Annotated in this window: 11 protein-coding genes; 6 read left to right on the top strand and 5 right to left on the bottom strand. The window is 66.0% G+C overall.

The annotated features are described in order from the left end of the window. Positions 1–140 precede the first annotated feature (140 nt). The 3 genes from zwf (at position 141) to edd (ending at position 4,209) form a co-directional block, all read left to right on the top strand. On the top strand, positions 141–1,613 hold the full coding sequence (zwf, locus tag ACT2BZ_RS12795) for a glucose-6-phosphate dehydrogenase (RefSeq protein ID WP_457935530.1): 1,473 nt from the start codon (positions 141–143) through the stop codon (positions 1,611–1,613). After that, positions 1,613–2,314 carry a 6-phosphogluconolactonase gene (gene pgl, locus ACT2BZ_RS12790; RefSeq protein ID WP_457935529.1) on the top strand — a complete coding sequence of 234 codons (702 nt, stop codon included), beginning with the start codon at positions 1,613–1,615 and terminating at the stop codon, positions 2,312–2,314. Before zwf ends, pgl begins: the two co-directional genes overlap by 1 nt. Positions 2,315–2,385: 71 nt before the next feature. After that, the gene (edd, locus tag ACT2BZ_RS12785; protein ID WP_457935528.1) at positions 2,386–4,209 is read left to right on the top strand and encodes a phosphogluconate dehydratase; all 1,824 of its coding nucleotides are present in this window, start codon (positions 2,386–2,388) and stop codon (positions 4,207–4,209) included. 68 nt (positions 4,210–4,277) lie between these two features. Here the strand turns inward: edd and ACT2BZ_RS12780 are convergent, their stop codons facing one another. From ACT2BZ_RS12780 to folD, 3 genes are all read right to left on the bottom strand, one after another. Beyond that, complete coding sequence (locus ACT2BZ_RS12780) at positions 4,278–5,987, bottom strand: vWA domain-containing protein (protein WP_457935527.1); 1,710 nt, start codon at positions 5,985–5,987, stop codon at positions 4,278–4,280. 99 nt (positions 5,988–6,086) lie between these two features. Continuing rightward, complete coding sequence (locus ACT2BZ_RS12775; RefSeq protein ID WP_457935526.1) at positions 6,087–7,049, bottom strand: GlxA family transcriptional regulator; 963 nt, start codon at positions 7,047–7,049, stop codon at positions 6,087–6,089. Between the two features lie 56 nt (positions 7,050–7,105). Continuing rightward, on the bottom strand, positions 7,106–8,005 hold the full coding sequence (gene folD, locus ACT2BZ_RS12770) for a bifunctional methylenetetrahydrofolate dehydrogenase/methenyltetrahydrofolate cyclohydrolase FolD (RefSeq protein ID WP_457941298.1): 900 nt from the start codon (positions 8,003–8,005) through the stop codon (positions 7,106–7,108). Positions 8,006–8,212: 207 nt separating this feature from the next. On the opposite strand from folD, the gene proC reads away from it, so the two are divergent. From proC to ACT2BZ_RS12755, 3 genes are all read left to right on the top strand, one after another. Beyond that, positions 8,213–9,028 carry a pyrroline-5-carboxylate reductase gene (gene proC, locus ACT2BZ_RS12765; protein ID WP_457935525.1) on the top strand — a complete coding sequence of 272 codons (816 nt, stop codon included), beginning with the start codon at positions 8,213–8,215 and terminating at the stop codon, positions 9,026–9,028. A 263-nt stretch (positions 9,029–9,291) separates the two neighbouring features. Further along, entirely contained in the window at positions 9,292–10,050 is a 759-nt protein-coding gene (locus ACT2BZ_RS12760) for a WecB/TagA/CpsF family glycosyltransferase (RefSeq protein WP_457941297.1), read from the top strand. Positions 10,051–10,061: 11 nt separating this feature from the next. Beyond that, positions 10,062–11,213 (top strand): glycoside hydrolase family 5 protein, encoded by a 1,152-nt coding sequence (locus ACT2BZ_RS12755; protein ID WP_457935524.1) that lies wholly within the window; start codon positions 10,062–10,064, stop codon positions 11,211–11,213. An 18-nt stretch (positions 11,214–11,231) separates the two neighbouring features. On the opposite strand, the gene ACT2BZ_RS12750 is transcribed toward ACT2BZ_RS12755, so the two are convergent. Together ACT2BZ_RS12750 and ACT2BZ_RS12745 are read right to left on the bottom strand one after the other, a co-directional pair. After that, a complete protein-coding gene (locus ACT2BZ_RS12750) occupies positions 11,232–11,603 on the bottom strand; it encodes a nuclear transport factor 2 family protein (RefSeq protein WP_457935523.1) in 372 nt (123 codons plus the stop codon). A gap of 41 nt (positions 11,604–11,644) precedes the next feature. After that, positions 11,645–13,231 carry a glucosamine inositolphosphorylceramide transferase family protein gene (locus ACT2BZ_RS12745; protein ID WP_457935522.1) on the bottom strand — a complete coding sequence of 529 codons (1,587 nt, stop codon included), beginning with the start codon at positions 13,229–13,231 and terminating at the stop codon, positions 11,645–11,647.

Below are 13,231 nucleotides of genomic sequence, written 5' to 3'. Positions count from 1 at the left end.
TTTTGTCACAGGCCCGCTCTATGGTGCCACCGCCGAGCCGGCAGGACCAGTGGCTGGATCGGCATATGTGACACCTTGGCACTGGTCATTTTAAATCGATTTGATTATCTTGCTGCACTGCGGCATCAAGTGGACAAGCCATGACAAGCCAGATCATTCCAGTCGACCCGTTCGACTTCATCATCTTCGGAGGCACGGGCGACCTGTCCGAGCGCAAGCTCCTGCCGGCGCTCTATCACCGGCAGTGCGATCACCAGTTTTCGGAGCCGACGCGCATCATCGGGACCTCGCGGTCCAAGATGAGCGACGAGGAGTTCCGGACCTTTGCCAGAAAGGCGATCAAGGAGCACGTAAAGCCCGAATATATCGATAAGAAAGAACTGGACACCTTCCTGGCGCGGCTCAGCTACGTGCCCGCCGACGCCAGCAACGGCGAGGGTTTCGACAAGCTGAAAAAGGCGATCGGCGACAGCAAGGCCATCCGCGCCTTCTATCTGGCGGTCGCGCCGTCGCTGTTCGGCATGATCTCGAACCGGATCAAGGAGCACAAGCTCGTCACCGACAACTCGCGCATCGTGGTGGAGAAGCCGATCGGCCGCGACCTCGCCTCGGCGAAGGAACTGAACGACCAGATCGGCGCCAATTTCGGCGAGCATCAGATATTCCGCATCGACCATTATCTCGGCAAGGAGACGGTGCAGAACCTGATGGCGTTGCGTTTTGCCAACGCGCTCTACGAACCCTTGTGGAACTCGGCCCATATCGACCATGTGCAGATCACGGTGGCAGAGACGGTCGGTCTGGAAGACCGCGTGACCTACTACGACAAGGCCGGCGCGCTGCGCGACATGGTGCAGAACCACATGCTGCAACTGCTGTGCCTCGTCGCCATGGAGGCGCCGCCCTCGATGGACGCCAATTCGGTGCGCGACGAGAAGCTAAAGGTGCTGCGCTCGCTGACGCGGGTGAACGGCCAGGAAGCGCCGAAGTCGACGGTGCGCGGCCAGTACCGGGCCGGCGCGTCGGCAGGCGGCGCCGTCAAGGGCTACGCCGAGGAGCTGGAAAGCAAGGAAAGCAACACGGAAACCTTCGTGGCGCTGAAGGCGGAAATCGCCAACTGGCGCTGGGCCGGCGTGCCGTTCTATCTCCGGACCGGCAAGCGGCTGGCGACGCGGGTGTCGGAGATCGTCATCGAGTTCAAGCCGATCCCGCACAACATCTTCGGCGACAGCGCCGGCAACGTCTCGCCCAACCAGCTAGTGATCCGGCTGCAGCCCGACGAAGGCGTCAAGCAGTACATCATGATCAAGGATCCAGGCCCGGGCGGCATGCGGCTCAGGCAGATCCCGCTCGACATGATCTTCGCGCAGAGCTTCGACGGCCGATCGCCCGATGCCTATGAACGGCTGATCATGGACGTGATCCGTGGCAACCAGACGCTGTTCATGCGCCGCGACGAGGTCGAGGCGGCATGGGCCTGGGTCGATCCGATCCTCTCGGCCTGGGCCGACAGCCGGCAGGAAGCGCAGGGTTACACGGCCGGCACCTGGGGCCCGTCCGCCTCCATCGCACTCATCGAGCGCGACGGCCGAACCTGGCACGAGAGCAGTTGATGGGCGAAGAGATCCGGCCGGACCGGCGCATATTCGACAGCCGCGCGAAGCTCGCAAAGGCTCTGGCCGAGGCGGTGTCACGGGTGCTTTCCGGCGCCATCGAATCGCGCGGAGAGGCGTTTCTCGCCGTCTCGGGCGGCTCGACACCCGGGCTGTTCTTCGCCGAGCTTTCCGGAATGCCGCTCGACTGGAGCAAGGTGACGGTAACGCTGATCGACGAGCGGCTGGTGCCGGCGTCTTCGCCCCGTTCCAACGCTGCACTTGCCATGGGCAAGTTGTTGCAGGGTCCGGCAGCGGCAGCACGCTTCGTCGGGCTCTACCAGGAGGCCGACAGCTCCGAACAGGCGGCGAAGCTCGCCGGCGAAGCGCTTCAAGGATTGCCCTGGCCGCTCGACGCGGCCATCCTCGGCATGGGAACGGACGGGCACACGGCGTCGTTCTTTCCCGATGCCGATAACCTCGAGGCGCTGCTCGATCCCGACCAGAAAGCGGTCGTCTTGCCCGTCCATGCGGCAAGCGCGGTGGAGCCGCGGCTGACGCTGACGCTCGCCACGATCGTCAAGGCGCGGTTTCTCGGGCTGCATATCGAGGGCGTCGAGAAGAGGGCCGTGCTGGACCGTGCCTGCAATGGCGAAGACCTGCCGATCCGGGCAGTCCTCGACCAGGCATCACGGCCGGTGCAGATATACTGGGCCGAATAGGCCCTCACATACATGTCCGGTTCGGAAAGGCTTCCCACTTTTCCGGGACATGCTGAACAAGGACGAGTCCGATGACGGCAAGAAAAGACATCGAAGCGATAACTGAGCGCATTCGCGAGCGCTCCAAGCCGGCGCGCGGCCTCTACCTCGATCGCGTCGAGCAGGCGTCGCAGAAGACCGCCAACCGCAGCGTGCTTTCCTGCGGAAACCTGGCACACGGCTTCGCGGTGTGCAGCCCGACCGAAAAGGTCGCGCTCAGCGGCGAGAAAGTACCCAATCTCGGCATCATCACCTCCTATAACGACATGCTGTCGGCGCATCAGCCCTTCGAGAATTTCCCGCAGACGATCAAGCACGCGGCACGCGAGGCCGGCGGCATCGCGCAGGTGGCCGGCGGCGTGCCGGCAATGTGCGACGGCGTCACGCAGGGCCAGCCAGGCATGGAACTGTCGCTGTTCTCGCGCGACGTGATCGCCATGGCGGCGGCCATCGGCCTGTCGCACAACATGTTCGACGCGGCGGTCTATCTCGGCGTCTGCGACAAGATCGTGCCGGGCCTGACCATCGCAGCGCTGACCTTCGGCCATCTGCCGGCGGTGTTCATCCCGGCCGGGCCGATGACGACCGGCCTGCCCAACGACGAGAAGGCGAAGATCCGCCAGCTGTTTGCCGAGGGCAAGGTCGGCCGCGCCGAATTGCTGGACGCCGAATCCAAGTCCTATCACGGCCCGGGCACCTGCACCTTCTACGGCACGGCGAACTCCAACCAGATGCTGATGGAGATCATGGGCCTGCACACGCCGGGCGCCTCCTTCGTCAATCCCGGCACGCCGCTGCGCGACGCGCTGACGCGCGAGGCGGCCAAGCGAGCACTGGCGATCACCGCGCTCGGCAACGCCTACACACCGGTCGGCCGGATGATCGACGAGCGGTCGATCGTCAACGGCATCGTCGGGCTGCACGCCACCGGCGGCTCAACCAACCACACGATCCACCTGATCGCCATGGCGGCAGCGGCCGGTATCGCCATCACCTGGCAGGACATTTCCGACCTGTCGGAAGCGACGCCGCTGCTGGCGCGCGTCTATCCGAACGGGCTGGCCGATGTGAACCATTTCCACGCAGCGGGCGGGCTCGGCTTCCTGATTCGCGAGTTGCTCGATGCCGGGCTGCTGCACGAGGACGTGCAGACAGTGTGGGGCGAAGGGCTGCGGCCCTATACTGTAGAGGCGAAGCTCGGCGCGGACGGTAGCGTTGAGCGCGAGCCGGCACCCGCAAAGAGCGGCGACGAGAAGGTGCTCGCTCCGTTCCCCAAGGCATTCCAGCCGACCGGAGGGCTGAAGGTCCTGTCGGGCAATCTCGGCCATGCGATCATCAAGACCTCGGCGGTGAAGCCGGAGCGACGGCTGATCGAAGCACCGGCGCTGGTGCTCGACAGCCAGCAGGCGTTGCACGATGCCTTCAAGGCCGGCGAACTCGACCGCGACCTCGTGGCCGTCGTGCGGTTCCAGGGACCGAAGGCCAACGGCATGCCGGAACTGCACAAGCTGACCACCGTGCTCGGCATCCTGCAGGACCGCGGGCACAAGGTCGCGCTGGTGACCGACGGGCGCATGTCGGGCGCATCCGGCAAGGTGCCGGCGGCAATCCACGTGACGCCGGAAGCCGTTGAAGGCGGCGTGATCGGCAAGATCCAGAACGGCGACATGATCCGGGTCGACGCCGATGGCGGGCTGCTGGAAGTGCTGGTGGCGCCCGACGTGCTGGCGCAGAGAAGCTGCATCGTGCCCGATCTCTCAGATAACGAGCATGGCATGGGGCGTGAGCTTTTCGCCGGCTTCCGCGAACTGGTGGCGCGGGCAGACCAGGGCGCGAGCGCCTTCGGCATCGCATAAGTCCGCTGCTGAACCGGACAAACTAAGGGCGGCCCGAGGCCGCCCTTTACATTTGGACAACAGCGAAGCTATTCGACGGTGACTTCGGCGCGGTCGCCGGCCGCGACGGTGGCGGTCGCTTCCTTCTTGCCGCTGTCGTCGGCCATCTCGGCGACGACGACATAGTCGCCGGCCGGAAGCGTCGTCTGGTGCTTCTCGTCATAGGCGTAACCGACCGACTTGCGGTTGCCCTCGATATCCTTCTTCGCCTCGAAGACCTCGATGTGCTTGGCCCCTGGTGCCGAGATGGCGAGAACGCCAGCGTCGAGGAAGGCCGTGATGTCCTTGGCCTCACCGGCGCGGATGTTGAAGGGGCGCTCGACCTCGGCCTGATCCATCCGCATCATGGCGACATAGTCGCCGGGCGGCAGGTCGAACTTGCCGTCAGGGCCGTAGCCATAGGCAACCTCGTCGCGCGTGCCGTCGACCTTGGCGCGTGCCTTGAGGATGCGGACCGACAGGCCGGACGCATCGACCCGGTCGCCGCCCTCGACATAGAAGGCGTTGAGGACGGCGTGCCCGACGCCGACGACGACGTCCTTCTCGACGGTCTCACCGGCGGCAAGCTGCAGCGTCTCGGTGACCTCGCCCTGGCCGATCTTGACGGTGAGCTTCTGCTCGCCTGCCGGCAGGACGATCTTCGTCTCGCCGTAATTGGTCGCCGGGCCCGAGCCGCCGGGATAGTCGACGACGACGGTGGCCGATTCGCTAACGTCTCCGCCCTCGTGCGGTCGCGGCCGGACGATCAGCGTGCCGGCGTCGAGCACCAAGACCGGCGAGGCGGTTGACCCGGCCTCGATCTTTACCGGCACCTCGACGGCGGCTTCGCCGAGACGGGCGCGGACGATGTAGTCGCCAGGCTTGAGCGTGCCCTTGTAGGCATTGTATTCGGTGGCAAGGCGCTCGCCCTTCGAGCCATCAGCTTCGACCGCGTAAATCTCCCAGGCCTGGCCGTCATCGGCGAGCGGCGCGCCGCCGGCGACCATGACAAGGCTGGGCGCGAAATTCTGCGCCGGCCTCGCGGGCTCGGGTGCAGGCGCCGGCGCGGGCTCGGGGGCCGGCTCGGCAACGACTTCCGGTTCGGGTTCGGGCGCCGGCTCGGGCTCCGGTTCCGGGGCGATGGTGACGGCCTCGGCGAGCGCGTCCTTCAGCGCGGCGGCATCGGATGCCTGCAAATACTTGCCGCCGGTATTCTCGGCGAGGCAGGCGACCTCCCTGCCCTCCTCCGCCGACAGGCCGAAGCCGAGCACGTGGGCGGTGAAGTCGACGCCGGCCTCCTCGAGCTCCTTGCCGAGCGCGCAGGGGTCGGCCTCGCAGGTCTCGATGCCGTCGGTGATGAGAATGACGGTGGATTTTTCCTCGGTGTATTTCAGCGACTCGGCGGCCTGCTTCACTGCGGCCGAAAGCGGCGTCTTGCCGAGGAACTTCATGGTGTCGGCGGCAGCGGTGATCGAGGCGGCGCTGTTGGCGGCCGGCGGCACGATCAGCTCGATGTCCTCGCAGGAGCCCTTTTCGCGGTGCCCATAGGCCATCAGACCGAGCTCCATGTCGGCGGGTACGGTCTGCAGCACGGTGCGCAGCGTGTCGCGCGCGATCTCGAGCTTCGGGGTGCCGTCGATCTGCCCCCACATCGAGCCCGACGCATCGAGCACGATGATGGCGCGGTCGGCGGCGGCGGCATAGGCCGACATGCAAAACAGGAGCGTTGCGGCAAGCATGCCACGTAAAATCTGCGCCAAGATCGTCTCCTCGTGAATCAGCCCGCCGTGGCGGCGAACGCTAGAGGAGGCTCCGGATGCTGGCAAGGCTGGATGCGGGCCAGATCTGCGTCGCGGTCATCAATAGGTGGTGCGGCGTTCCTCGCTCGGCGGACGGCCGAACTGCAGGCGGTAGCTCTGCGCGAAATAGGAATGCGAGGTGAATCCGGTGGCGATGGCGACGTCGAGGATCGGCATGTTAGTCTGGCGCAGCAGCTCGCGGGCCCGCTCGAGCCTGAGCCGCATGTAGTAGCGGCCCGGCGTCACGGAGAGGTGGCGCAGGAAGAGCCGCTCGACCTGGCGTACCGAGAGACCGGCAGACTTGGCGAGCTGGACCGCGGAAAAGGGCTCGTCGAGATTGTCGGCCATCAGCTCGACGATCTTGCGCAGCTTTTCCGACTTGCCCGACAGGTCGCGCTCCGGCCCGACGCGCTGGCGGTCGCCGGCCGAACGGATGCGCTCGTGCTGGAACTGGTTGGCGACGCCGTTGGCGAGGCCGGAGCCGAAATCGCCGCGCACGATCTCCAGCATCAGGTCGATCGAAGTGGTGCCGCCGGCGCAGGTGTAGCGCTTGCGGTCGATCTCGAAGACATTGCCGGTGCATTCGATCTCGGGAAAGCGCTCCATGAAGCCGGCGCGGTTTTCCCAGTGTATGGTGCAGCGGTAGCCCTCGAGCTGGCCGGCCTCGGCCAGAAGGTAGGAACCCACAGAGAGCGCGCCGAGCGCGCCGCCGCGACGGCCCCAGCTGCGCAGGGCGCCCAGAATCTTGCTCTTGCCGGGAAACTCGGTGGTCAGGCCGACGGAGACGAAGAGTATGTCGACCGGCGGCAGGTCGGCGACCGCGTAGTCGATCTTGAGCGGCAGGCCGTTGGAGGCAATGACCGCCTCGCCGTCGGCCGATACGGTGGTCCAGCCATAGAAGTCGCGGCCTAGCAGCCGGTTGGCCGAGCGGAAGGTGTCGATGGCCGCGGAGAGCGAAAACATCGAAAACTTGTCGACCAGCAGGAAGGCGAATTGCCGGCTGTCTTGCGTCGGTTCGGACATGACCGGCATGTCTACAGGAGAAGACATCTTGGGCAAAGCGGCAGCAGAAGGCCGGGTCAGAAGCTCGGGCGGTGAAGCCCGGCCTTCAACGAGGCAGAGACAAGCGTGTTGGCCATCAAGAGGGCGATGGTCATCGGCCCGACGCCGCCCGGCACGGGCGTGATGGCGCCGGCCTTTTCGGCCGCTTCTGCAAAGGCGACGTCGCCGACCAGCCTCGTCTTGCCATCGCCTTTCTCAGGCGCCTGCACGCGGTTGATGCCGACGTCGATGACGGTGGCGCCCTCCTTGACCCAGTCGCCCTTGATCATTTCAGGGCGCCCGACGGCGGCGACGAGAATGTCGGCGGTGCGGGCCAGCGCCGGCAGGTCCTTCGTGCGGCTATGCGCGACAGTGACGGTGCAGTTGGCGGCGAGCAGCAGGTTGGCCATCGGCTTGCCGACGATGTTGGAACGGCCAACGACGACCGCGTTGAGGCCCGAAAGGTCCTTGCCACGCACGCGCTCTATCAGGAGCATGGAGCCGGCCGGCGTGCAGGGCACGAAGGCGGTCTCGAGCTCGCCGGTGCCGAGCTTGCCGACATTGATGAAATGGAAGCCGTCGACATCCTTTTCCGGCGCGATGGTCTGGATGACCTTGCCCGAATCGATGTGGCCGGGCAGCGGCAGCTGAACGAGGATGCCGTCGATCGACGCGTCTGCATTGAGTTCGCCGATCAGCTTCAGCAGGTCGGCCTCGCTGGTGTCGTCCGGCAGCGTATGCTGCACCGACTTGAAGCCGCATTCCTTAGCCTTCTTGCCTTTCGATGCGACATAGACCTGGCTTGCAGGATCCTCTCCGACAATGACGACGGCCAGTCCAGGCGCGGGGTGGCCGGCCGCAACCAGATCGGCGGTGAGACGCTTGACCGTCTGCACGACGTCCTCGGCAACCTGTTTTCCGTCGATGATCTCGGCCATATTTCCCCCGGGCATGCTTTTGCGTTGCCTCCCGCATAATGCCGATTCAGGCGACGGGCAATCGCGACTTTGCGGCGTCGCGTGCCGCGATAGCGAAACCGGCGCGGCGCGGCCATGCGTTTGCGGCCTAATCGCTGGACCTCGGCAGAGACGGTGGATAAACCGGAGGCCATGCGCCGCATGGGTGTGAAGAGGAGTCGTTACAGCATGACATCGATCCGCGTGTTGCTGGCCGGTTGCGGAAACATGGGCTACGCGATGCTTTCGGGCTGGATCAATTCCGGCAAGCTCGACGCGAAGGAAACGCTGGTCGTGGAGCCGAACGCGGAGTTGCGCGAGCGAGCAGCGCGGCTGGGCAGCGTCGCCGTTGCGTCGGCAGGCGACATCGCCGCCGACGCTGCGCCGGAACTGATCGTCATCGCGGTCAAGCCGCAGGTGATCCGCGACGTGGTCGCCGGCTACCGGCGCTTCGCCGGCAAGACCACGTTCCTGAGCGTCGCAGCCGGAACCCCCATCGCTACCTTCGCTGAAATCCTCGGCGCCGAGACGGCGCTGATGCGCTGCATGCCCAATACGCCCGCGGCCATCGGCAAAGGCATGATGGTGACCTTCTCCAACCCGCACGTGACGGCGACGACAGAGAAGTTCGTTGCCGACCTGCTGTCGGCGAGCGGCGAAGTCGCGACGATCGACGACGAGAGCCTGATGGACGCGGTGACGGCTGTGTCCGGTTCGGGACCGGCCTATGTGTTCCACTTCATCGAGTGCCTGACGGCGGCGGGCGAGAAGGCCGGGCTTCCTGCCGAAACGGCCAAACTGCTCGCGATGCAGACCGTCTACGGTGCGGCTTCGCTGGCGGCGGAGAGCCTGGACGAGCCCGGCACGCTGCGCCAGCAGGTGACGAGCCCGAACGGCACGACTGCGGCCGCACTTGCCGTGCTGATGGGCGAGAACCGACTAAAGACGCTGGTGGGCGAGGCGGTTGAGGCCGCGCGGGCAAGGTCGGTGGAACTCGGCAAGTAGCGCATCCTCCGCTGCCAGCCAGCGGGATCCGATGACGCGCCAGATGGGTTATGAAAATTCGCATAAAATTTAAATAGTGTTTTAAGTATTTCTACAGTTTTACCTTTACCACATTAACCATGGCGCGATGAATTCGTTGAATAATTAGCTTCCCGGCAGAGATAATGTAATATCTGGCGACGATACCAGATTCATTACTTGCTACTGCCTGCCGGCAGAAAACCGACCGGTGAAGCGATTTGGCGACGACACTTGAACCCACTGTGAAGAAATGGCCGACGAGCCTGCTCGGCGGGCTGCCGATCGCGCAGACGGACATGAAGACGTCCGCGCGCGGCTTCATCGTCGAGGCGCTGGAGCGGCGCGGCAACGGCAGGCGTCCCTTTTATTCGACCTCGGCCAATGGCCAGGTGCTGGCGCTGTGCGGCAAGGACCCGGAATTCGTCAAGCTGATGCTGCAGGCCGACGAGATCCATGCCGACGGCATGCCGATGGTGCTCTATTCGCGGCTGTTCTCGTCAGCGCCGCTGCCCGAGCGGGTGGCCACGACCGACCTGGTGCACGAGGTGGCGCGGCTGGCCGAGATGGAGGACCTGTCCTTCTACTTCCTCGGTGCCAGCGAGGAGGTCAATGCCAAGGCGGTCGAGGAGATGCGCAAGGCCTATCCGCGCCTCACCTTCGCCGGCCGGCGCAACGGCTATTTCAGCCGCGACGAAGAGGCAGGCGTGGTCGAGGCAATCAACGCGGCCAAGCCCGACATACTGTGGATCGGTCTCGGCGTGCCGCTTGAGCAGCAGTTCATCGAGCGCAACATTGACAGGCTGACCGGGGTGGGCGTGGTGAAGACGTCCGGCGGGCTGTTCGACTTCATTTCCGGCAAGAACCCGCGCGCGCCGCAATGGATGCAGGCGGCAGGGCTCGAGTGGGTCTACCGGACGCTGCGCGAACCGCGCCGGCTGGGCATGCGCTACCTGACGACCAATCCCAAGGCGATCCGGGCGCTGATCCGCCACTCGGCCTAGGGGCCGCCAGCGTGTCCGGCCGACCTTCCCGCCTGCCCTTCGCAGCGCGGCTGGTGCTGCTCGGCTGCATGCTGGCGCCAGGCCATGCCCTTGCTGCCGAGCGCGACGCGGAGGCCTGCGCGGTGGCGGAAGGTTTCGCCAACCACGAATTGCTTTCGACAATGCGGCGCGGCGTCAACCTGCCCGGCTGGGACCATGAGGACAAAAGCCGGCGTCCGAACGCGGTGCAGCTTTCCGCCCTGCACGAACGGGGTTTCCGCCACATCAGGCTGCCGCTCGACGAGCGCAAGCTCGAGGGCGAAGGGAGCGAGGCCTATCTCGACCGCATGTTCGAGCAGGTGATTTTCCTGCTCAGCCTCGACTACACGGTATCGCTCGACCTGCATGCCGGCAGCGCCATCGGCGCCATGCTGGAAGCGGACTCCCAGAGAGGCGAGGCTCGGCTGGCGGAACTGTGGCAGGCGATCACGGCTCGGGTACGCTCGATCGACCCGCAGAAGCTGGCGGTCGAACTGCTCAACGAACCGGACGTCTCCTCGGCGATCTGGTGGGAGGCGGCAGGCAGGACGGCCGCGGCGATCCGCACGATCCTGCCGGCGCACACCATCATTGTCGGCCCGGCCGGGCCGCAACGACACGAGACGCTGGCCGGGCTGCAGCCGCTCGCCGACCCGAACGTCATCTACGCGATCCACTACTACGACCCGTTTGCCTTCACCCACCAGGGAGCCGACTGGGGCGGCGACGATGACCCGATAAGCCACCTGAAGGGCCTGCCGTTTCCGGCGAGACTGGTCGACCCCGCGATGCAGGAGAAAATCGCGGAGCTGGAGAAGGCGGGGCAACAGCGGGCGGCGACGGTGCTGCGTGATGCGCTCGATACGCCGTGGGACGAGGCCGGCATGGCGGGCGCCTTCGACACGATGCGCGACTGGAGCGTGGCGCATGACCGGCCGGTGATCGTCAACGAGTTCGGCGCGCTGTCGCATGTCGCGCCGCGCCAGGCGCGGCTCGACTGGCTCGCCGCGGTGCGGCGGCAGGCCGAAAAGCGTTGCATCGGCTGGATGCACTGGGATTTTCAGGACGGGTTCGGGCTGATCGACCCCGAAACCGGCATGCCGGACGCCGGCATCATGCAGGCGCTGACGCCCGACGCGGACTAGGGCGCCCGACGCCGCGCCTCAGGTCGCCGACCTGTGGAAGAATACCTTGGACACGATGAGCCATCGATCCTCATGCTTGAGAAGCGTCAGCGTGTCGTCAAAATGCATGCCGAGCCAGATGTCCTCGACCTGGACCGTGGCAACGTCGCCAACGATGGACATGGCGTTGATGACGTACCATGGCGACGGGTCAGGCGTGTCCACCGCCTCGTTGACCGCGGCGATGAAGCCGTCCCGGCTGTCCCACTCCAGCCCTCCACCGTAGTGGCCGATGATGGATGACTTCTCGTGCATGGCCGCACGCAGCTTGGCAGGATCGTTGCGGCACATGCCTTCGACGTAGGATTTCACGACTTCCGAAACTGCGCTGTATTCCTGTGCGTCCGCCATGGCCCATCCTCCCCGGTCCGGCCCGTTTCGCTGCAGCGAGTTTATCCTGGTGCGGGGCCGATTCCCAGCGCTTCCGGCGGGCGGTAACACCAGTCGACGAAATCGGCTGCGGGCTTCAGCCGCGGGCGTAGCGTGTAGCCGTCGATCGCCTCAAGCCGGCCGTTGTAATTCAGCGTGTGGATGCGGCTGCCCGGCCAGGCACCGCCGGCCGTCACGGTGCCCTCGCTCTCCTGGGTGAAGCCGTCGCCATCGAGTTGCGTGACACGCATGAAACTCAGCGCCGCGCCATAGGTGCGGCGGCAGTCCTGCACCGGGCGGTATAGATTTCCGTCGCGGCTTATCATGTTGCCGGCGGGCCGCGCCGTTCGGTCGTCGACGAGCACCGGGTTGGCCGGGTGCGGCTGCCACGGGCCGAACAGGTTCTCGGACGACCACAGCGCCAGCATGTCTGAATAACCGCCGGCGCCGTCGCGCACCACGGCCGTCATCCAGTAGAGGCCGGCGTGGCGGACGATCGTCGCGTCGGCCGCCTCTACATCGTCGACCAGCACGGCGTGGCGCTCCCATTTCAGTGGGAAGCCGGTGCAGCGGTAGATCGGGATATCGAAATTGTTGGAGCTCTCTGGGAGCATGTAGAGCTCGCCTTCATGCTCTATCAGGAACGGATAGGAGAGATGCCAGGGCTCCTCCAGCACCGGCATGACGGGGCCGGGACGGCCCGCCTCGTCGAAGGCGACGACCGAGATGATGCCCTTTTCCGTCCTGTGGTGAAGGTCCTCGAAGAACAGGTAGTCTCGGCCCTGCCAGTGGAGCGGAAAGGGATCGGCGTAGAAGTGGTCGACCGGGTCGGCGAGCACGCTCCAGCGCGCGCCGGCGAGATCGCGGCGCGACCAGACATCGCCGCCGGGCTCGACGAAACGGTAGCCGACGCGCCAGTGCGAGCCGTGGCAGCAGAGACGGTAGGCGGCGCGGACGGCGGCGCGGGCGACGCTTTTCGCCATGTCGCGCGCAACGTCGGCGCGGCCGATGGAGCGGAACGGCGCGGCGATCTTCTGGTCGCGCAGCACGGCGTCGGCCGCGGGCGACAGCGATTTCAGGATGAGCGCGATGACGCGCGAGCCGACAGCCTCGATGGCGCCACCGATGCCTGATGCGGCCTCGAGGGAGGCGGTGCCGGCGGCGACGATGCGGGCCTCCTCGCGCGTGCCGCTGCGCTCGATGGCGATGGCCGGCGTGCCCTGGAAGAACAGGGCGGCTGCTAGAGCCGTCTCGCCGGGGTGGCCGTTGTAGAGAGGGCGCAGATAGGGCGCACGAATGCCCGGCACGCCCTGGCGGGTAAGGTCGATGACGAGGTCGGGACTGAGCCGGTCAGAGACGGGGGGGCGATCGGCGAGTGCGGATGGCGGCAGACGGTCTGCGCCGCTCGCGCCATGACGACGCAGGACCATGCGCTCGAGCGACAGCAGCGTGTCGAGCGCGGAGCTCTCGCCGGGCGCGGGGTCGACCAGCCGGACATGGACCTCACTGCCCGGACGCTTCTCCAGCGCCTCGACCAGCCAAAGCACCCAGCGCGACAGCGCCGGACGCTCTACGTGGATGAGAAATACGGCCGGTTCGGCAAGCGACAC

It is taken from the genome of Mesorhizobium sp. 10J20-29, from assembly GCF_054130485.1.
Note: the sequence above shows the minus strand (reverse complement) of the source record. Positions and strands in the feature narration are given on the sequence as shown.